Here is a 21,155-nt window from a genome sequence, read left to right as displayed (position 1 = left end):
GTTGTGAGGTATTTGGATTACCACCGTAGCGTTTCCACAAAAAACGATCCGTTTGCCATCAACGCGTCGAAAAACACGGGTTTGGTCTCCAGTCTGTTCCAATCTCTTTGCAGTTCACAGGCGTACTGTGTAACGGAAGACAGCTGTACACCGGCTTGTTCTATTCTTCTCAGCGCTGTTTCATGGGCGATACCCGAGGTACCACCCACCGCATCCACAATGGTATATACCTCGTATCCCTCTTTAAGGAGATCCAGGGCGGGGAAGGACAAACACACTTCCGTCCACAACGCGCAGATGACGAGTTTCTTTTTCCCAAGCGCTTTTACCGCATCCTGAAATCCTTTGTCCTCCCACGAATTTACCGTCGTTCTATCTATTTCCTTTACATCCGGTAGCACCTCTTTAAGGTGTTTGATAGTCGGTTTATTGATGCCACTTTCTACATTCACCGTGGTTAGAATGATGGGCACATTAAACCCTTTGGCGACTTTGGTAACAATTACGATATTCCTGACCAGTTCCTCGTGGTCCATAGATTTTATAGAATTAACTTGTAATGGCTGATAGTCGATCAGGATAAGCGCGGAGTTTTCCGGAGAAATCAAATGATCTGTTTTAGGATCTCTGATGGGTGTAATGCTGCTCATTGTTGATACATTTTAAATCAGGAATGATATGATGTTTTTTCTCTATTCAATGATCTGGCGTTAAGAAACGATGCCTTCGTTTATCCCTTCGCCTGCCACTTCAAAACAAGCTGGACCAGTCAGCAACTAAACTTCTTCTACCCTACAATATCGGAAACCATCCAACAAGCGATCCGCTGCTGTACATCTAAGTTAAAAAATCAGCGCCATAAAACCCGGATTTTATATAGTTGATGAAGGTGCATTATGCCCTTTTGACGTTCCAATATAAATGGAACGTCACTAAAGCCGATTGAGAGACGATCTTTGAGATTTTTAACGCAATAGTACAAGAATGAAGCTGGCAAAAGCCAAACAATCAATTTCCTCACGCTGCTGCATTTGAAGTATAATTGACGACGCCATTACTCCAGCATCTTCTTGCATTCAATCCTTTCCTTAGCTTCAATAAATAGATGATGTATTTTTTTCTCCAGTTCTTTTTTAGACGGTAGTTCTGTCCAATATTCTGCTACAGATACCATCCTTGTGCATTTCCAACAGTTCTACTTGTTCTCGTCTACTTTCGGCACATAAGATTAAGCCAATCGGGGATTGTTCTCCTTCTTGCTTTTCGTATTTATCCAGCCACTTTAAATACAATTCCATTTGTCTCTTGTGCTGGGCTTCAAATTTTCCCAGTTTCAGCTCTACAGCAACCAGTCTTTATAAATTTCGGTGGTAGAACAAAAGATCCAGGTGAAAGTCTTCACCATCAATAATCATCCTTTTCTGGCGCTCTATGAAGGCAAACCCTTTGCCCAACTCCAATATGAATGACTCTAGTTCCCGACTCTTTAATTGTGTCGACACAATCTGTTTAGCATACTCCGCCCGCTTATTTTGAAGGATTTCATCGTTAATGCGTTGGCCAATCCGCCAGAAAAGCACCGTAAGAGTACTGTTAGCATACGAAAATACTTGCCGTTGACTTTGTTCGATCAGCTGAGAAAGCTCAATGAACAATGATTGTTCAATTAACGTTACGCTTTTCAATTAACACTTCATGAAAAAATAAAGCCGGAGATCATCTCCGGCTTTTATTGTAGGACGTTACCCCAATGCTTATCTTACCACTGTTGCTTCCAGTTCTACCGTCAGCGTAGCAAATAATTCTTTCACACCCAATAAAGTAGTGGCTTGCTGGATACTGTACTTTTGAATAAAAGGCACATACACATCCATGCAGGTTGTAAAAAAATCCTGTGTAGAGGTAGTATACACGTTCAGTCTTACAATGTTCTTGCACTCATAACCTGATTCGCTGATCAGCTGTTCCAGGTTCTGAATAGTTTGAATAAGCTGTGAACGCATGTCCGCACCGCTTGGTATCCCATTGGCATCTATCGCTACCTGCCCGGAACAATAGAGTGTTCCTGCTACATTTTTAACTTCTACTCCCTGTACTGAATTAGTATTTTTGCCCCATACCCAAGGGTCGAAAGTCTGTTTTTCCATTTTTGTTGACTATTAATTTGTTATTGATAGTGCAAACCTAAAACGGGGTCGCGACAGCCTTATGTCAGGGGTATAAATAAATTAGTAATATTTATCAAAATACTCCTGCAGCGTCATTTTATGCGGGGTGAAATTTTCGGAAAGAACTTCCAGTCTGGTAATCCTGTCCAGGCGGAAATACCTGAACGCTTTACGCATGCGGCACCAGGCTATCAGCAACCAGTTTTCATTGGTGCTGATCAGGGCAAAAGGCTCAAGGATCCTGTCTGAGACTTTATTTTGCTCGTTACTGTATTCCACTTTTATTAAGAGAAAATTAGTCAGCGCATTTTGTAGCTGCGATATATTATTACTGTTTCTTTCCCTGTTTATATTCTGCTCAAAACGGGTACGGTCAGCGAGCAAGTTGGCTTTGTCTTTTTCCGGCTGCCTTAGCACTGCTTTTATTTTATCGATAGCCTCGGTGTAATCTTTTACAAAAGAAGTGTCTTTATTTTTTAGCACCAATTGCTCCGCCAGAATAAGTGCATTGGCCTGGCTTTCAGAAAACATCACCGGCGGAATTTTATAGCCTTCCATCAGCGTATACCCTTTTCCCTCTTCTGTAAGAATAGGCACCCCGGCCTGTTCCAATGCCCTGATATCTCTGTAGATGGTTCTTACATTGACATTAAATTTTTCAGCAAGGCTGGTCGCTGTCAACAATCGCTTTGTCTGCAATTGTGTTAAGATAGCGGTTAGCCGTGAAAGTCGCTTGGTATCATTTTCATTCATTTTCAACTTGATCCGTTTTACAGAGGAAATAGTTGTTTTGGAATAGTGTTACTCCCGAAGTAATAGGGAAGCACAAACAAACTGAGTGTCATTGTGGGTGTCAATTGAATGTCGCAAATAGTGGGAGAAAGCACTAAAAAGCGTCGATCTTTGACACTCATAGAAATAAAAAAGGTTGCAGATCAGATATCTACAACCTTTTTTGTGCCCAGAACTGGATTCGAACCAGCACACCCTTGCAGGCGCTGCGACCTGAACACAGTGCGTCTACCAATTTCGCCATCTGGGCAACTGATATCGTGTCAGGGAGTGCAAATATAAGCAGTCATTTCTTTTCTCCAAAAAAATATCAACTTTTTTTCAAACTAACGTGAAAGGATATACTAATAATTATAAATAAACCCGAAGGAGGTAATACTAAAAGGCATCGCTCCCCGGGCCACCAGGTATAGGTCGTGCACCCCTTCGGCATGGCGCAGGTTACCGGTCAACTTCAACGCATAGGTGCTGTCACCTGTATAGGGAATCTCCAGGGTACCTATAATTTTCCCTTTGGGTTTGTCGATACGAAACTCTAAACGCGCATTGCTCTTCTTGTGCTCCGAGGCCACCTCCACCCGGAAACCTATTTCCCCCAGACTCAGGTTTACCTGCGCAAAACTCAGGTAGCTCCCCTCCTTCATCTGGAATTCCGTGGCCCTGTTCCCCTTCTTTGCCGCTGGCGCCGGCGCCGCCGTCTGTCCTGCGACAAACAATGGCACAAAAGCAAAAAGCAGCAATAACATCAGCCTCATAGGGATTGGATAGGTGTCTTCTCTTTATATACGTACCGGTATGATTACTACCAGGGCGATAAATTAATAATAAATATCATAAAATTAAGGAATTATGTAATATCATAGCAAAATAATAACAGTGTCCAGGTAAAATGAAAAGGCCGGCGCCCGCAACGCGGGTACCGGCCTTTATTTACTATCGTACTGAATACAACTATTTGATAAGCCCCATATCCTTCAGTTTAGCCGCCGCCTCTATCAACATCGCCCCGCTCAATTGCGTAGTGAGGTCACTGCTGGCCGCCTGGGAGGTCCAGTCTTTATTAAAGAGCACCTGCGGACGGGTAGTTCCCTTCAACCACAGCGTTTCTGCATTCAACTGCAGGAAGGCCGCAAACCTGGCCGCATCGGTACTGCTGATGCTGCCGTCGGTAATCAGCAACATCAGGTAACGTACCAACACCCCTTTAAATAAACCACCATCTCCGCCCCCTTCATCCTTCAGGATGTTGGCATTGGTAAATCCACCTCCTAAAGTATTGTTGGCGGTTTTCATGGCGTCGTTGAGGTAGATATTCTGACCAGTCAACTTGTACAACTCCACCCCGGCGCCTATAAACACGCCCTGGTTATAGGTAAAGTTCCAGTTCTTAGTCACCTGCCCGCTGCCGTCCTGGTTAATACCATCCCATACCAGGCCACTTGACGGATCTACCAGGGTGCTTTTCTCCCAGTCGTAGATCTTCTTTGCCCAGGCAATGTCATCGGGATTTTGTGTAACGGCATACATCCTGCAGGCAATGATACAGGCGGGCGCATTGGCCGGCGTATTTTTATAGTTCTTCGACTTGTCCTTATTCCAGTGAATACCACCGCCCCATACATCGTCCCAGCCGCCTTTGATATCATTCCAGAGCAGTACTGCTACGTCTTTGTAACGGGTATCGCCGGTAGCTTCAAAGGCGCGTAAACAGGCCAGCGTCATCCACTCCATATCATCATAGAAATAGTTGATATAAGTGCCGCCATTCTTCACCTTCATGCCCGCCAGCAAATCATCCATGCGTGATTTAATGGCCGGATCATTTTTACGTATATAGGCGTCCGTTAGCACGTCCAGTGCGTGCGCATTAGGCCAGTAGTTAAAAGTAGTACCTCCGCTGCTGTTCTGGTTAAAGTACTTTTCCTGGTTCCAGAAATTGCTGGTAAGCCCCTGTTGGGAGGAATCGGCTATCTGTGGCCAGTTGTAAACATACCGGGCCTTGCCCGCTCCCGGACCCGGACCATCATCTACCGGCTCTTTCAAACACGCGGCATAGGCAAAAGACAATAATAGCATTGAGTATCGTATAAGCTTCATAGTTACTTTTATTTAACGATCACTTCGTGGGTGTAATTCTTATCTGCCGTGAAGTATACATTAATATCACAGTTCTTCGTATCTGCTTCGGCGGCAAATTTGTAGCAATAGTTCCATTGGTCATTGTTGCTGATAGGCTTCAATTCCCAGAAACTCAGCGGCGTAGCACTGGTAGGGCGACTGTTATCTGCATTGGAACTACCTATCCATTCGTCGCCGGCATTGCCATCGCTATCTTTAACGGCTATACGGAATTTATAACGCTCATCGCGGCCCCACGATTCCTGCTTAAACGTGATCAGCTGGCTCTTGATGCTCCAGGTGCTGTTGCCGGCATAACTGATTTCAAACAAGAACTTGTTCAGCGGCGCAAACCAAAGACCAATAGAAGTGATCTCGGTAACGGTAGCAGCGGCATTGTTGAAGTCCAGGCGCAAACGGTATACTTTGGTGCCGGTAGTTTGCTCGCTTTCGCCCCCTTCTTTTACGGCCGTACCCATTACGGAATAAGTGCTCGGCGTACCGGTATTCCGGTTGGTAAAATGATATTTACCATTTTTGAGAGAGGTGTAAATTTCATATACCCCCGGCGCGGTAGACTTCAGCTTCAATGCTTTTGATAAATCGGCGCCCGCTTCTGTGGCTTCCCCGGTGAGATACACATCAGTAGGAATTTCCGCAAAACCATTAGGCCTTTCTACTTCTATCGTTTTCGACTCCGCCGCTTTCTGGATGTTATAGCCTTTGGAAGCCAGCACCGTCCATTTCAGTTTGCCGGTGGCCAGCGAAGCAATACCCGCTTTGCCCGCAATGCTGTTCAGGTCTTTATGCGACAAGGTCAACCTGTTTTGTACCCCGCCCCCATCTGATGAATATTTAGCCACAGGCGATGAAAAATCTCCGTCGGCTTTATCAAAAGCCACTTCGTACACCACCAGCGAACCGTCTTCCGCGCGGGCCTGGTCCCATTCAAAACTCACGGTAGCACTGGTAGTGGGTTGCAGCTTAATGTACTTGTTGTCCAACGGCGCTGTGAGCTTAGACACCGGCTGCAGGTTGGTATTGAGTGAATAATCATCTCTCTTACAGCTGAACAATAAAACACTCAGTATAATGATTAAATATTTTTGCATGTGATTACAGTTTTAGGTGGAAGGATTACCAGTCCTGGTTTTGTGAAAGATTTTTATTCTGATCGCGTTCTACCGTAGGCACCGGCCACAGGTAATGTTTAGGGTTGGTGAACAACCGATTTTCTACAATAATATATCCATTGGGATCTTTATTGAAAGCCCCGGAACTTACTTTAATCCCTCTCACCGCCTTGTTCATTACTACGTCGGCAGTTTTCCAGCGACGTATATCCAATATCCGCAAACCCTCAAACGCCAGCTCTGCTCTTCTTTCCCGGCGGATCACGGCGCGTTGCTGGTCCTGGCTCAGGGCCGCGTTAAATTGCGTAGCGCCGGCATCTGCGAAGCCTGCCCGCACTCTCAGCGGCTGAATGGTCTGGTTCCAGACAGTAGCATTCATTTGCCCCAACTCGTTCTTCGCTTCGGCATACATCAACAATACATCCGCATAGCGGATCAGGATCAGGTTTAAGCCCGACGAATAATTGGTGGCCGACCGGTCGTAGTACTTATAGAAATAATACCCGGTGGGAGAAGCACCCTGGTCATCTACCGTGTTGGTAGCCGGTACGGATCCCGGTTGCGTTAAAATGGTTTGTTGCACCCCGTTGAAGTCAGTTACTCTGGAGCCGTGATGCAGGATGGTGGCCTCAAAACGTGGATCCCTGTTTACATACGGGTTGTTTTCATCATAGCCCGAACCGGCTTCGGCAATAGCTTTGCCATTGGTCATGATATAATCATTCACCAGGTCCTGCGTAGGCACCAGCACACTCCTCAGCGCGGCAATAGTTTGTGGTAAAAACTGGCGTTGCTTATCATACGTGCGGCCACCGCCGTATTCCAGGTCCAGGATCACTTCAGGGTTGTATTCATTCGCTACGGTAAACAGGTTGCTGTAGCTGGAAAACAGGGAGTAAGTTCCGTTGCTGGTCTTACCGATCAGCTGCTCACAATCATTCACTACTCCCTGCCACTCGCCACGGAACAGGTGTACACGGGCACTCATAGCAATGGCAGCGCCACGGGTCACCCGGCCACGGTCGCCCTGCGCCTGGTCGGTGTTGGCGGGCAGGTCTTTTTGGATATCGGCCAACTCTGATAATACAAACTGCTGTACGGTGTTTTTGTCGGTACGGGCAATCACGCGCGACTGATCAATCGTAATCAGGTCTGTATAAAAAGGTACGTCCCCGAAAGATACGGTCAGCTGGAAGTAAGCATAGGCGCGGATAAAACGGGCCTCTGCTACTATACGGTGCTTCAGGGTGGCATCCATCGCCGGCACCCGGTCGATATTGGTGGTAACGGTATTGCACCGGCGAATAGTGGTATAGTAATAAGACCAGGTATCTGCTACGCGGCCATTGGCGCCATCATAACCGCCGTTGGCAATGGCATTTACATTCAGTAATCCTCCCCCATTGTTATAGGCATTGTCGCTCAGCGCCTCGTCTCCAAAGAAATAATCGTCCTTGGATAAATGCTCATAACAGGCAGCCAGGGCATCTAACGCATCCTGTGAGTTACGCCAGTAGGAGGTTTCGGTAAACTCCCGTGTAATCGGTTGATCCAGCTTACGACAGCTAAACAAACCCGCGGCAACTATTATCGATAAAATTAACTTCTTCATACATGTGATTGTTTAGGCATCAAAACTTTACATCTACACCAAAAGAAAACGTGGCCGCATTCGGGTAATTACGCCCGGCAATAGGGTTGTAATTAGACATGCTCAACTTATCATCGAATTGCGAAAACTCAGGATCCACTCCCAGTTGACGAAAACGTTTAGGCGTAATGGTTATCAGGTTCTGGCTGGTGAAGTATACCCGAACACCCTGCATGCCTGCTCTTCTCATCAGCGACGCAGGCAGACTGTAACCGATCTGCAGGTTCTTCAGGCGCAGGTATTTGGTGTCAAATAACCAGTAATCGGAATAAGCAAAGTTGTTGGCATCTGCCGACCCAATGGTTAAACGGGGATAGCTGGCATCGGGATTAGTGGGCGTCCAGCGATCCAGGTGCTGCACCATGGCATGATCTTCATTGTTGTGAAAGGCCTCTACGATATCGCCGCGCAGGAACTGCGAACGCTTACCCACTCCCTGCCAGAACATGGTAAAGTCGAAGTTTTTCCAGCTCACATTATAGGTAAACCCAAAAGTATAGCGGGGGAATGGGTTCCCAAAGATATAGCGGTCGTTTTCATCAATCACGCCATCCTTGTTACGGTCTATGTATTTGATATCTCCCGGCATCACCTGCTGGTTGTAGGCAAACGGTACTTTAGGCGCGTTCTTCAGATCGTCGAGGTTCTGGTATAAACCATTGGACTTATAACCATAGTAAGACGCAATCGGGTAGCCTTCTTTGATGATAAAGGTGACGTCCGAACCACGCACTGATTCCTGTCCAAATTTGATCACCTTGTTCAGGTTATCTGCCAGGTTAAACCCGAAGTTGTGATGAAAAGCTCCTGTAGTAGCGCGATAGTTTATGGTAAACTCCCAGCCTTTGTTATCTACCTTACCTACGTTTTCCAGCGGCGCAGATGTACCCGCGGTACCCGGTACGGTCTGGAACAGGTAAATACCCGTGGTCATCTTATCAAAATAATCGAAGGAAGCAGTTAACCGGCCATTGAAGAAATCGGCGTCCACACCATAGTTGCTCATGGTGGAAATTTCCCACTTCAACAGGTCGTTGTAAGTAGAAAAGGTATTACCAGGCGCGATAGAGTTATTAAAGGAATAGTTGGCGTTGTTGATACTTACACGCGACAAATAGTTGAAGCCACCAATATTGGAGTTACCCACCTGTCCCCAGGAATAACGCAGCTTAAAGTTACCGATACGGTTTTTCACTTCTTCCATGAAGGCTTCATCTGTCAGTCTCCATCCCAGTGAAAACGCGGGGAAGAACTGCCAGCGGTGACCCGGCGCCAGTTTGGAAGAACCGTCATACCGCCAGGTAAACTCTGCCAGGTACTTGTCGTTGTAAGCGTAGTTCAAACGGCCAAACAAGGAATTCAGCGCATATAAATTCGGATTACGTATATCGTTGTACGTGCCTATATCCCGGTAGTCGTAGGTACCATCTGGTTTAGGGATATAACCGCCACCGATAGACCAGTCGTTGTCAAGATTGGTGGTACCAAACCGGTCTGCTCTCAGGCCATAGCTTTCATTGATAGCATCACTGCGCGCGCCTACCTGTCCTTTCACATAGTGCTTACCAAAGGTATTTTCATACTCCGCTGTAGCATAGATGTTGGTGGTCAGGTCTTTGTATTCGTTCTGATGCAACTCGTTATACATGGGCGGTGTGGCCGTTGTATAATAAGGCGCATAGCTAAATTTGTTGGTACGGCTGGTATTATTCTCCATGTTATAATTACCGGAGGCATTCAGGTTAATCCTGAAATGATTCACCGGTGTGATCACCACATCGAGTCCTCCCATCAGGTTATCGACCGATTTCAGGTTATATCCCATATCGGCCAGCTGCGCAAATACGCTGTTGCTGGTGAGGGCCGGCACGACCCAGTTACCCAGGGTATCTTTTACCGGGTAAATGCGTGGTACGCGCATTGCATCGCGGATCAGCATACCAATATCGGCTACTTGTGTACGGAAATTGGAACGGGTATACGCCGCGTTACCACTCACTTTCACGTATTTACTGACGTCGACGGATACGTTTAAACGGGCATTATATCTTTTATAGAAGAAGTCCTGTGGCACATATTTATTTTGCAGCATGTTTCCCTGATCGAGGTATCCCAGGGAAAGCAGGTAGCTGCTGGTTTTGCCACCGCCGGTCAGGCTGATATTGTGATTTTGCTGCGGCGTATATTTCCGGATCATTTCGGAAAGCATACCAGGTTCGGAACCACGGTCGTGCCAGTACCTGATATCGGAAGGTGAAAACTGCGGTGTTTTACCGGAGTTCACCAGCGCTTCATTTTTCAGGGTCATATACTGCCAGGCTTCTACCTGCCGGGGCAGTGTAGTAGGCGTTTGCCAGCCGTACATGCCGTTATATTGTACGGAAGGGCGCTCATCTTTCTTACCTTTTTTCGTAGTAATATATACGACACCGTTAGCCGCCTGGGAACCATAAATAGCGGCCGATGCGGCATCTTTTAATACAGAGATGGTTTCTACATCATAAGGGTTCAGGTTTTGCAAGCCGCTGTTGCCGGCTTGTATACCATCAATGATTACCAGTGGTGCGTTACCGGTTAAGCTACCTACTCCACGGATGTTCATGGTCATAGCCGCTCCCGGTTCAGCGGTATTCTGCTGCATGATCAGGTTGGGCGCCTGTCCTTGTAAAGCCTGGAACATGTTCACAGAAGGCCTGCTGGTAATGTCTTTGGAAGATACGGTGCTGATGGCGGCGGTCACCTGCTTTTTCTGCTGTTGTCCGTAGGCGGTAACCACTACTTCTCCCAGGTCTTTTGAATCGGCGCTGAGTGTTACCATGATACTGGTTCTTCCGTTGATGGCGATTTCAGTGGCCGTATACCCGATAGAAGAAAATATCAGTACCCCGTTTGCCGCTACCGCCGGCACTTTCAGCGTATAGCTCCCTTCTGCGTTGGTAACAGTACCTATGCTTTGCCCTTTCAGGCGGATATTTACGCCGGGAATGGCTTGTCCCTTGTTATCCACTACCCGGCCGGTGATGATCAGTTCCTGTTGTTGTGTGCCGATAGTGCTGGCATCACCTCTTTTGAGGATAATTTTATTGGCGATGTATTCATAATGGATTTCCAGTGGTGGCAGGATCATCTGCAACACATCATCCAGCTTATTATCCTTTACGGTAAGGGATATTTTTTGCGCTGCTTTGATATCGTCGTTGGCATATACAAATACCAGGGAGGTTTGTGCTTCTATTTTTTCCAGTACTTGTGCCAGCGTGGCATTTTCTACCTGCAGGCTAACCAGGTAGTTGAGCGCTGGCGGTCTTTCCCGTTCCTTTGCCGGCTGATGCTGTACCTGCCGCCGCAGGCCTGCCGCATAGGCCACCTGTGCATGCAGGTCCAGCACACTCAGCAACGATAAACAAACAATCAGTGACAGGAAAGGCTGGCGAAAAGAAGGCTTGTATAGTTCCTTTCTCATAACGTAGTGGTGATTAAAATGAATAAATGTTTGACGTTGGCTTAGAGATACCTGTTATTCCCCGATAACAAGCGTTGAGTCAGTGATACGATAATGGAATGCTTTTGATCTGCTTAAGTAATACATAATATCTTCCAGCGAATTATTATGGAAGGAGCCGGTAAGGCGGCACTGCCTGGGTGCATTGTTTTCGAAGATGACCTGCCGGTTGAAATTGCGTTGCAAGCTCGCGCCTATTTCCTCGAGCGTTGCATTTTTGAAGATCAGCCGTCCTTCCGTCCAGGCCTTATCTTCGGCGCCGATGGTATTATTTTTCACCAGGGTACCGCTGCTGGCGGTGTAGGTAATCTTTACATCCGGTGTTACCAGGATGGTATCGCTGGCTTTCCGGGCATCTTCATACCGGGGGATGAAGGCAATTTTTCCCGTTACCACAGCGGTTTGTACCGGTTCGTTTTCGTACGCCCGGATGTTGAAGGAGGTACCCAATACTTTGATGGTACCGGTCTTCAGGTGCACAATAAACGGCCGTTTCGCATTGGTGGCGATATCGAAAAAGGCTTCTCCTTCCAGGTAAATTTCCCGGCTGTTGCCGTTGAATTGCTGCGGATAGGTGAGCATACTTTCTGCATTCAGCCATATCTTACTGCCATCTGCCAGCTCGATAAAGGAGCGGGTAGCCTGGCCATTTTTACGTTTCAGCCATTGTTGGGCAACGGGAGCGGTTACCTTTGCCGGCTGATTAAAAAAGTAAAGCATTCCCCCAAGCAAACAGGCGGCGGCAGCCACTGCTGCGGCCCATTTCCAGGTGGTCATGTGTTTTATTTTTACCGGCGCCGCCACGGGAGGCGATTTAATTTTAGCCCAGGTACGTTGCAGGGCCTGTTCTGTATCTTCCGCCGCCAGGTGCCGGGCATCATTAAAATAGTGGCACAGTTGGTTGTACCGCTCTTTTAATGCCGGATGTTGGACCAGCAGTTGTTCCAGCTCCGACAGCTCTGCCGGGCTGGCAGATCCTGCCAGCTTGCGCGTGACCAGTAATACAAAATGCGCTTCGTTTATCATCATATGGAATCTGTTCAGGAATAAGGACAGGTACCGAAGCAGGAATTACTTACAGGCCGGGAAAATATTTTTTTATTTTTTTCGGGAGAGATGATAATAAGCGGAGCAAAAAGACAAAACAATGGTCCAAAACGGTACTGTTGATATGGGTCAGCATATTCCCGGGAAAGAAAGCGCCAGCAATATCAGCAAGGGGGGCAACACATTCTTTGGTTTTCCCAGGGCGCCCAGGCCTTCATTCAAGCGGCGCATGGCCCGGAACAACTGGGTTTCTACGGTTCTCGGAGAAATACCCAGGATTTCGGCCACCTCTTTATATTTAAAGCCATCTTCTTTGATCAGCTGGAAAATACGCCGGCATTGAGCGGGTAGGGCGGCCACGATCTGGTCCATTTTGAAACGCATTTCCTTCCATTCCAGGTCCCGCTCCAGGTCTACACTATTGCACAAATCCGCTGTATCCGATCCTGATAGCGGTACAATACGTAAATGGGAATATTGCTCCAGGTAATTGAGCGAATGGTTTTTCACCGCCACGAAAAGATATACCTGTAAATTGGATACTTTCTCCAGCTCACTGCGGCGGTTCCAGAGCTTTACAAACACATCGGACACAATTTCTTCTGCCACTTCCCGTACGTGTACGTACCGGATACAAAACTGCAACAACCGCTCGTACTGGTGACGAAACAGCCTCGAAAAAGCCTGCTCATCATCATAACGTGCTATCTGCATCTGCCATTCACTGATTTCACCCATGCTCATGGTTGCGCTAAAACGTTTTTGCTAAATGGACAAAAAAAAAGAAAACGCTGTATTGATTTGGTTGCCTGGTAAGGGCTATATTTTGGTTGGCGCCCTTCCGGGAGCAATAATAAATAAAAGGAACAATAAAAACAACAACGTCCCCTGCCCTGTTTAAGTGTTAAAAATACGCTTTATTAAGCTCAGCAGCCTATACCCAACCTTCCTTCAGGGCTTTTACCACCATTTCGGCGGAAGAACGGATACCTGTTTTTTGCAGCATGTTCTTGCGGTGCTTGTCCACCGTTTGACGGCTGATATTTAACTCTTCCGCAATTTTCCGGCTCGGCATGCCCAGCAGCAACAACTCCAACACCTGTTTTTCCCGCCGGGTCAGCACTTCATGCGAGGGGCTAAACCCTTTCTTAATATCTATATTTAAATAAGACGGCTCTCCATCCATTCCCACAAAAGATAAGACCGGCGGCCCGGATGATTTCAGGTGGGTAATATCGATATGTACCCCGAAAGTACGCAATATGGCGCCATCTTCGCCATGCTGCAGCGGCGTGGTTTGGTGCAGCATCCGCAGGTACTGCCCGTCGGCCTTGCGCACGCGCAGATCGTAGCGCACTTTATATTTCAGTATTTTATCAATAGGCAACCATTCAAAAAAAGCTACCGCCTGCTGTTCAAAATCCAGGAACCGGCCAATATCTTCGGGATGTATATAACTCATTATTTTGGCCACGGTACATTCCTCTGCCTTATAGCCCAATATGTCAGCAATACCGGGATGTACATAATCAAACTCTCCCCTGGTGGCATTAAAAATAAAGTAATAACAGTCTCCTACCTGGAAAAAGGGAAGTATCTTTTTTTGTATATCCAATTCGGGTATCGACAGCGGTGGCGCCACGTTTTCCGCGACTACCTTCCATATTTTTCTGGCTGCTTCATACATAGGCATTTCAAATTTACTAACAGGAAAACCGTTACCTATCGTTGTTAACGGGTACAACCAATAGCCAGCTTTTTTAGCTCAGGATATTAAAAGATACAAAAACAATTGTAATACTCACACATATCAGTGCCACGAGGAACGTATAATCAGCTATTTGCTCCAGTCGTTCTCCACGTTTCTCCCGGCGCGTTTTCATCGATAAGAAGGATAGCAAACAACTCGCCATCAGCAATATGGCCGCAATCCCGGTACAATCGTCAATAATAGTGGCATTATTCAGCCGGGCCACCTTGATGGAAGTCAGCACAATCAGGCAAAATCCCAGGAGATTGGTAGAGGTATTGAGTATATGAGGCGATTTACTATGATTGGCCATACTTTTTTTGTTATTCCTGATTAACAAATAGATTCGAACACGAATTGAGCAAATTTTGTTAATAGTTTCGGATGCAGATAAGTATCTTATGAAAAAAATAACAATTTGCGCCTTATTGAGCTGGCCCATTTTTATGACCGCCCAGCCTGTAACCTACGTACTAAACGGAAAGTTTACCCGCCAGAATGGACCCGCCAAAGTATACCTGCATAAAATAATCAATGAAAAATTAGTGGTGGATTCTACGGAAGCCGTTAATGGAGCATTTCATTTTGAAGGAACGATAGACGGACCTGTACATGCCATGCTGGTGGTAGATCATCACAACGGATGTATGGATGCCAACCAACTTCCCCCCAACGCCGACCTGAAAATATTTGTGCTCGACCGGGGCGATACCAGGGTAACGGCCACCGATAGCATCAACGGTGCACGCATCAGTTCCCCCATTGTACTGGAACTAAAAAATTATAACAGCTACTTCAAAGCCGTCCGCAAACCCATGGAGCGACTTACAAAAAAATATAACCGTAGCGGCGCCACGCCTGCCGAACAGGCTAAAATCACCCAGGAATACCAGGTGGCCAACGAAGCCAAAAAATTGCTGCAACATAAATACATCGCCGAAAACCCCGATTCTTACTATAGCCTCGTAGCCCTGATAGAACTTGCCGGCATACAAATCAACCCCGATGAAATAGAACCCATCTTCAAAAAACTGTCGGAAAGAATACGCAGTACCCCCGCCGGTAAAGACTTTGGAGAGGAGATACAACGAGCCAGGAACCTTACCATCGGCTCCGATGCGCCGGATTTTATGGTACCCGATATCAACGGGAAGCCGGTACACCTCTCCGACTTTAAAGGAAAAGTAGTGCTGCTCGACTTCTGGGCCTCCTGGTGCGAACCCTGCCGCCGCGAACACCAATATATCCGGGATGCCTACAATGCCTTCAAAGACAAAAACTTTACGGTGATCAGCATCGCCCTCGATCCGCCGGTTGACCGGAAATATATGCTGGAAGCCATCCGGCAGGACAGCCTCACCTGGACGAACCTCTCCGACCCTGCGAGAGATAAAAACGATGCCGCTAAAACCTACAGCGTGAAAGCCCTTCCACAAAACTATCTCATCGATTCTACCGGTATGATCTTTAATAAAGACCTGCATGGCGAATCTATCAAACAACAACTCAGCAGCCTTTTACAACCGCAGAATCCGTAAAAAGCCCTACATTTGTCCTTATTAATTATAAATATAATTTATTATAAATATATAATACATGGACAAACAGCCCCTTTTCTGGGCCGCTAATCTAAAACTATTACGGACACGAAAGAAAATCTCACAACAACATCTCTCCGGTTTACTGGGACTCAACAGGAATAAAATCACCGCACAGGAAAGCGGTAAAACGCGCAACCCACGGATGGAAGACCTGGTATTGATTGCAGGATTCTTCCAGGTAGACATGGACCTGCTCATAAAAACAGACCTGTCGCTGCTCCCGGAGGCCCAGCTGGAAGAGCTGGAAGCTGGCAAAAAGATAGATCTCACGGGCAGGCATATACGCATTTTGCCTATTACCGTGGATGACCATAACGAAGAAAATATGGAGTATGTGCCCGCAAAAGCCAGAGCTGGCTACCGCAGCGGCTTTAGCGACCCGGCATTTATCGCGGCACTGCCTAAATTCACGCTACCGGAACTACCCAGGGGCAAAACCATCCGCATGTTTCCCATCAGCGGCGACTCTATGGAGCCCATCCCCGATGGCAGCCATATTATTGCCCAATACCTGGAAGACTGGTCACACCTGAAAAATAATACCGCCTGCGTACTGATATTGAAAGGTGGAGAGGAAGAAATCGTTTTCAAAGTAGTGGGTAATCACATTAAGCAAAACAGGACGCTGTCGCTTCATTCGCTCAACAGTGCCTACGATACTACTACTGTGCATATCGACGAAGTCTTTGAAATATGGACGTTCATAGGATATATCAGTAAACAACTGCCTGAGACAAAGGGCACGCAAAGGAGCTAAGGAGCTAAGCAGCAAAGAAAATAAGGGAAATAAGGACAGACTTATTCTCTCTTTATATTCTTTGCTGCTTAGCTCCTTAGCTCCTTTGCGTGCCCCGGTGGCAAATACTGCCAGTGTTCCAGCTCTTCCAAATCGCTGATATTTTTAAACACGCCATTGGTGACTAAAATAATACGATCGCTGGTGGCAATAATATTACGATAATCGTGATCAGTGATAATAAACCCTTTACTGGCACGGGCAGCCTGGATCAACGCTACCACCTTTTCTTTCATCAGCGGATCCAATCCATTAAACGGTTCGTCCAGTAATATGAATTGAACGGGAGAATTGACCAGCAACAATATCTCCAGGTAGCGGCATTCCCCTCCGGATAAGGCATCCACTTTATGACGGAGATAAGAAATGACCCAGGCATGTTGTAAAAGGCGCTCCCGCTCTTCCTTGCTATCTGCATACAAACGGATTACCTCTTCCACTGTCAGATTACCCGGTAAAAAATCATGCTGCGGCAAATAAGCCATCAGCCCTTTTGTTTTATACGGCGCATCATACTTTTTGCCATTTATGCTGACATACTTATGTTCAGCAGCCATGGCGCCAAAAATGATTTTCAGGAAAGTAGACTTGCCACAACCATTTCTCCCTAAAATACCTATTACCTCCCCGGTATAACAACGCACAAAACAATCTGTTAATATTTCCCAGCTACCAAAGCATTTATATACACTGTCGGCCAACAATTCATTTCTCACCATAGTCCTATATTTTTGATAAGCTGGTAAACACCCCACAGGCCTACATTTAAGAGATAGGATATGCCCACCAGCCGCGTTTTGGAATAACCTTTATTATAATAGAAATAATAACGGGATGCATATCTCAACTCATAAAAAAATACCGACAGCAGGAAACCGCCACTTAGCAGCGACAACAAGAAACCGGTCATATAACCACTAAAAGTATTGCCATTCATCGCACACCCAAATCCCCCCGCAAACAATGAAAAAGGAATATTAAAACTGCTGAGCGATTTATGATAATGAAGTAAAAGTTTCATGTAGTGCGTTTACACATTAAATATAACCTACAAAAACACAAAGCAGCAAAGCCACATAGAGGTAGATAAGTTCCCTGCGACTTTGCTGCTTTATTTCTTGCGTGCCCGCCCTATTTATAATTTTCCCGGAAGGCCTGCAACCCCTGCTCAAATCGTGCCTTCAGGCGTTCGCCATTCGGGCCGTCGCCAGGCATCGCAATATGAAAGAGGTTTATCTTATTGCTTTCTTTCAGTTCCCGGCTGCCTTTGTCGCTTTCAGTAATGTTTACCACCGCTCCTTCAAACTCCAGTCCTATATAATAATCATAGAATACGCTCTTTATGGCGCTGATAGGCGCGGTAAGGCGATATAGGGCAAAGCTGTTTTCTACCGGGTAACGGAAAGTAACCGATAAAGTACCGTCTTCACTGATCCGGAAAGCAGATTCAATTTTAGCCCCCTGCTCTGTCAGGTAAGACAAATGCGGCGGATAAGCCATAGCTGCTTCTTCCAGTATTTTGGTAAACTGGATGGCCGCCTTGGCCCGGCTGCCGGGATTGCTCACATTTTGCTGAGCCGACATGGAAAAGAAGGACCCCATCAATAGGATAAGGAATAATAAGTAGCGTTGTTTCATAGGTAGGTATTTCGCGTATGTGGTTTTTGACGATGTAAATATAAAAAATTTACATCATACATACATTTTATCTCTCGCGCATATCAAAAGCATACAACTGTTTTAGTTTCCACGGGCCCTTCTGGTATTGCCACAATCCTATCCCGGTGGCCTGTACAACAAAGGGCTGAAACGATGACTGCAACTTTTCATACAGCTGCTGGGCCTTGAAATCGGTTACCCCATTCATAATAGTAATATGCGGACGCAAAGGCTGGCGGTCGCGCGGAATAAGCCAGGGTTCCCAATGCTGTTGCAATGCCTGGTGCAGCGACAATAAAGTGTCGGCCGTGAGCGTATAGGCCAGGCCGTTAGGATAGCGTTGCAACCCACTCACCTGCAGCGAAAAAGGGGTATGGGCCGTAAAGGTGGACAAGGTAGCAGGAATGGCCGGCTCGTCGGGCAGGGAGTAGAATAAACTCAGGTGAGCATTTACCTGGTTGGCATGGGCGGGGTAATATTGCTGGCGCAGCTGGTTAAAGAAGTTGTTGGCTGCGGTATCCAGTTCCAGTGTAACGATCATCTTCATACCAGCGAAGATAAGGTTTCCCGCAAAGGCGCAAAGGAACAGAGCAGCAAAGGAACAAAAGTGCTTTGCTCCTTTGCTGCTTTGCGAGCTATTGTACGCCCCAGCTCTTATTGGGCTTGGGGCCCATAAACAACTCCAGGGTGCCGCCATCCACCAGCTGCTGGTGAGTAAACGTGGGCTTATTCAAAGGTTGCCCGTTGAACTTTGCCTGCTGGATATATTTATTTACGACAGAACTGTTATGCGCAATGACGGTAAATTGCTTTTTGTTGGGCAAAGCAATACTTACCTTTTCAAATACAGGACTACCGATGGTATATTCCGGGATACCCGGCGTTACCGGGTAAAATCCCATGGAAGAAAATACTACGAAAGCCGACATACCGCCACCGTCTTCATCGCCGGGAATGCCGAAGATATTGTCTTTAAACCAGGCATCGAGTAAAAACCGGATGCGCTGCTGCGTTTTCCAGGGGGCGCCGGCATAGTTATACAGGTAAGGAATATGGAAGCTGGGCTCATTTCCCATGGAATACTGCCCTACCAGGCCGGTGGCATCGGGAAACTTATTCCAGAAAGTATACCGCGACATGTCCAGCGGTTCGCGGAACAGCTGATCCAGCCGGTTAACGAAGGTCTGCTTCCCTCCCATTAACCCAATCAACCCGGGAATGTCTTGTTGTACCTGCCACAGGTAAGTCCACCCATTATTTTCATCATAATAATCGCGCCCACCCAGGCCACCATCATACTTTACATTGATATCGATCCACTCGCCTGTGTCATCTTTCGGAAGAAAAAATCCTTTATCGGCATTCCACAGGTTTTTATAATTTTTAGCCCTGGGTGCAAACAGACGCTGATCACCGGTTTTGCGCAGATCGCCCGCCAGTTCGGCCACGGCCCAATCGTCGTACGCGCCGCCCAGCGTCACCGCTACGGCCTGTCGTTTTTCAAAGCTATGTACTTCGGGCACCGTTTCTTTTTCCCCTTTGTGCAGGGCGGGGAAATATCCTTTCTCCCGGTATACATCGTCCAGCACCGTCTTTGGGCCATTACGCCAGGGCAGCATGGTAGCCTCCGTGGCATTTTTGCGCATACCTTCATACGCTTTCTCAATATCGAAGCGCTTCAGCCCTTTGCGCCAGGCATCCAGCATTACCACGGAAGAATGGAAGCCATTCATACAGGCATGGTCGCCAAACAATACGGGAAAAGTAGGCATCCAGCCGCTTTGCTTGTACATATGTACATACGATTCCAGCATGTCTTCCTCCCTGGCTGGGTTGAGGATCATTCGCAACGGATGCAGGGCCAGGTAGGTATCCCAGGACCAGTCATCTACATAAAACGGACGGCTGTCGCGGTGAACCTGTTTATCGAAACCGCTATAATATTGTCCATCTTCCGTAATATCCACCGCCCTTTCATAACAGCGGTATAAGGCAGTATAAAAAGACCGCTGCTGCGCCAGCGTACCTCCTTTCACCTGTACCTGCGACATCACCTCCGACCAGGCCTTTTTGCCATTGGCAGCTACGGCGTCAAAGTCTTTTTTGCTGATCTCTGTTTCATAGTTCTTTTTTGCCTGCTCGGCGCTGATATAGCTGATACCATATTTAAAGGTCACTTCTTTGGTGGCGGCCGGGAAAGTGATCCAGGCCTTGCTGCCTTTGCCGCTAACGCTGGTATGGTTCGTTAACTGGTCCTGTTCTACTACACCAGGCGTGCCGGTTTCGCTGAATACGCCGTACAGGTATATCCTGATATCGCCGTTATAGGTTTCCATGCCGGTAAGCACGTTGCCAGGTAAAAATTGAAAGGCCGATGCACCATCATTATATACATCGAGCAAGAGCGACTTGCTTTTGTTTTGCGGGAAACGAAAACGGTAATACCCTGTTTTCCTGCCGGCAGTAAACTCCACGTTGATCTCATCGTCGAGCAGCCAGGTAGCATAATACCAGGGCTTGTTCACTTCCAGGTTATGGTCATACGCCATCCTGGCTTGCCAGGCTTGCTTTGAAGGCGTCTGCAAAGTGGGTTTGAGCGCAAATACCTGCCCTAAGCGATGCGATACAATGGTTAATGGAAAGTTGTCGATCTGGTCGTCCATAAAATCTTTCCGCTGTGGCGTAAACCGTATTAGCTGGTTAGGCAACTGCACAGTGGGCCGGGTTGGTTCCAGCAGTTGTCCTACGTTGCCAATGGTAGGATCTATCAGGTCGATACTTTGCTTAGGTCCGGGAACAGAGTCGTGGCCGGCCGCAGTGGCGGCATAGCCCGGCAAGGATACAAAAGGTGTGAGCAATAAAAGGCTGCACAGCTTCCACATTACTTTATTCATTCACTATAGTTTATACGCCGAGAGAAATTGCTGTTGGCTGCACA

The 21,155-nt window shown here is 47.0% G+C and carries 19 protein-coding genes, 1 tRNA gene and 1 pseudogene; 2 read left to right on the top strand and 19 right to left on the bottom strand.

Annotation, left to right across the window (positions count from 1 at the left end; genetic code table 11):
• Window positions 1-17 precede the first annotated feature (17 nt).
• The 14 genes and pseudogenes from HGH91_RS01160 to HGH91_RS01095 form a co-directional block, all read right to left on the bottom strand.
• Window positions 18-650: a hydrolase gene (locus HGH91_RS01160; protein WP_168736627.1), complete on the bottom strand. Its 633-nt coding sequence runs from the start codon at window positions 648-650 to the stop codon at window positions 18-20.
• A 483-nt stretch (window positions 651-1,133) separates the two neighbouring features.
• A pseudogene (locus HGH91_RS31580) lies at window positions 1,134-1,655 on the bottom strand (PDDEXK nuclease domain-containing protein).
• Between the two features lie 99 nt (window positions 1,656-1,754).
• Window positions 1,755-2,147, bottom strand: a complete 393-nt coding sequence (locus HGH91_RS01150) for a RidA family protein (RefSeq protein ID WP_168736626.1) — start codon at window positions 2,145-2,147, stop codon at window positions 1,755-1,757.
• 81 nt (window positions 2,148-2,228) lie between these two features.
• Window positions 2,229-2,921: a helix-turn-helix transcriptional regulator gene (locus tag HGH91_RS01145; protein WP_168737823.1), complete on the bottom strand. Its 693-nt coding sequence runs from the start codon at window positions 2,919-2,921 to the stop codon at window positions 2,229-2,231.
• Between the two features lie 205 nt (window positions 2,922-3,126).
• Window positions 3,127-3,210: transfer RNA gene (locus HGH91_RS01140), tRNA-Leu, on the bottom strand.
• Between the two features lie 94 nt (window positions 3,211-3,304).
• Window positions 3,305-3,715 carry a carbohydrate-binding protein gene (locus HGH91_RS01135; protein WP_168736625.1) on the bottom strand — a complete coding sequence of 137 codons (411 nt, stop codon included), beginning with the start codon at window positions 3,713-3,715 and terminating at the stop codon, window positions 3,305-3,307.
• Window positions 3,716-3,911: 196 nt separating this feature from the next.
• Complete coding sequence (locus HGH91_RS01130) at window positions 3,912-5,057, bottom strand: glycoside hydrolase family 76 protein (protein WP_168736624.1); 1,146 nt, start codon at window positions 5,055-5,057, stop codon at window positions 3,912-3,914.
• Window positions 5,058-5,065: 8 nt separating this feature from the next.
• Complete coding sequence (locus HGH91_RS01125) at window positions 5,066-6,190, bottom strand: SusE domain-containing protein (protein WP_168736623.1); 1,125 nt, start codon at window positions 6,188-6,190, stop codon at window positions 5,066-5,068.
• Window positions 6,191-6,215: 25 nt separating this feature from the next.
• Window positions 6,216-7,823 (bottom strand): RagB/SusD family nutrient uptake outer membrane protein, encoded by a 1,608-nt coding sequence (locus tag HGH91_RS01120; RefSeq protein WP_168736622.1) that lies wholly within the window; start codon window positions 7,821-7,823, stop codon window positions 6,216-6,218.
• A gap of 19 nt (window positions 7,824-7,842) precedes the next feature.
• Entirely contained in the window at window positions 7,843-11,325 is a 3,483-nt protein-coding gene (locus tag HGH91_RS01115; protein ID WP_168736621.1) for a TonB-dependent receptor, read from the bottom strand.
• Between the two features lie 54 nt (window positions 11,326-11,379).
• Complete coding sequence (locus HGH91_RS01110; protein WP_168736620.1) at window positions 11,380-12,393, bottom strand: FecR family protein; 1,014 nt, start codon at window positions 12,391-12,393, stop codon at window positions 11,380-11,382.
• 147 nt (window positions 12,394-12,540) lie between these two features.
• Entirely contained in the window at window positions 12,541-13,155 is a 615-nt protein-coding gene (locus HGH91_RS01105) for an RNA polymerase sigma-70 factor (RefSeq protein ID WP_168736619.1), read from the bottom strand.
• Between the two features lie 190 nt (window positions 13,156-13,345).
• Complete coding sequence (locus HGH91_RS01100; RefSeq protein ID WP_168736618.1) at window positions 13,346-14,098, bottom strand: helix-turn-helix transcriptional regulator; 753 nt, start codon at window positions 14,096-14,098, stop codon at window positions 13,346-13,348.
• Between the two features lie 73 nt (window positions 14,099-14,171).
• Window positions 14,172-14,474 carry a hypothetical protein gene (locus HGH91_RS01095; protein WP_168736617.1) on the bottom strand — a complete coding sequence of 101 codons (303 nt, stop codon included), beginning with the start codon at window positions 14,472-14,474 and terminating at the stop codon, window positions 14,172-14,174.
• A gap of 88 nt (window positions 14,475-14,562) precedes the next feature.
• Between HGH91_RS01095 and HGH91_RS01090 the strand changes: the two genes are divergently transcribed.
• Entirely contained in the window at window positions 14,563-15,699 is a 1,137-nt protein-coding gene (locus HGH91_RS01090; RefSeq protein ID WP_168736616.1) for a TlpA disulfide reductase family protein, read from the top strand.
• A 58-nt stretch (window positions 15,700-15,757) separates the two neighbouring features.
• Window positions 15,758-16,519, top strand: a complete 762-nt coding sequence (locus HGH91_RS01085) for an XRE family transcriptional regulator (RefSeq protein WP_168736615.1) — start codon at window positions 15,758-15,760, stop codon at window positions 16,517-16,519.
• Between the two features lie 68 nt (window positions 16,520-16,587).
• On the opposite strand, the gene HGH91_RS01080 is transcribed toward HGH91_RS01085, so the two are convergent.
• The 5 genes from HGH91_RS01080 to HGH91_RS01060 form a co-directional block, all read right to left on the bottom strand.
• Window positions 16,588-17,277, bottom strand: coding sequence for an ATP-binding cassette domain-containing protein (locus HGH91_RS01080; RefSeq protein ID WP_168736614.1), 690 nt, complete (start codon window positions 17,275-17,277; stop codon window positions 16,588-16,590).
• Window positions 17,271-17,579 (bottom strand): hypothetical protein, encoded by a 309-nt coding sequence (locus HGH91_RS01075; RefSeq protein WP_168736613.1) that lies wholly within the window; start codon window positions 17,577-17,579, stop codon window positions 17,271-17,273. The genes HGH91_RS01080 and HGH91_RS01075 overlap by 7 nt, the downstream gene beginning before the upstream one ends.
• 110 nt (window positions 17,580-17,689) lie before the next feature.
• Complete coding sequence (locus HGH91_RS01070; RefSeq protein WP_168736612.1) at window positions 17,690-18,196, bottom strand: hypothetical protein; 507 nt, start codon at window positions 18,194-18,196, stop codon at window positions 17,690-17,692.
• 67 nt (window positions 18,197-18,263) lie between these two features.
• Window positions 18,264-18,764 (bottom strand): 2'-5' RNA ligase family protein, encoded by a 501-nt coding sequence (locus HGH91_RS01065; RefSeq protein ID WP_168736611.1) that lies wholly within the window; start codon window positions 18,762-18,764, stop codon window positions 18,264-18,266.
• An 88-nt stretch (window positions 18,765-18,852) separates the two neighbouring features.
• The gene (locus HGH91_RS01060) at window positions 18,853-21,111 is read right to left on the bottom strand and encodes a GH92 family glycosyl hydrolase (protein ID WP_247651627.1); all 2,259 of its coding nucleotides are present in this window, start codon (window positions 21,109-21,111) and stop codon (window positions 18,853-18,855) included.
• Window positions 21,112-21,155 lie beyond the last annotated feature (44 nt).

The organism is Chitinophaga eiseniae (assembly GCF_012641265.1).
Taxonomy (GTDB): Bacteria; Bacteroidota; Bacteroidia; order Chitinophagales; family Chitinophagaceae; genus Chitinophaga; species Chitinophaga eiseniae_A.
The sequence above is the reverse complement of the archived record's forward strand: the minus strand, read 5'-3'. Positions and strand labels throughout refer to the sequence as shown.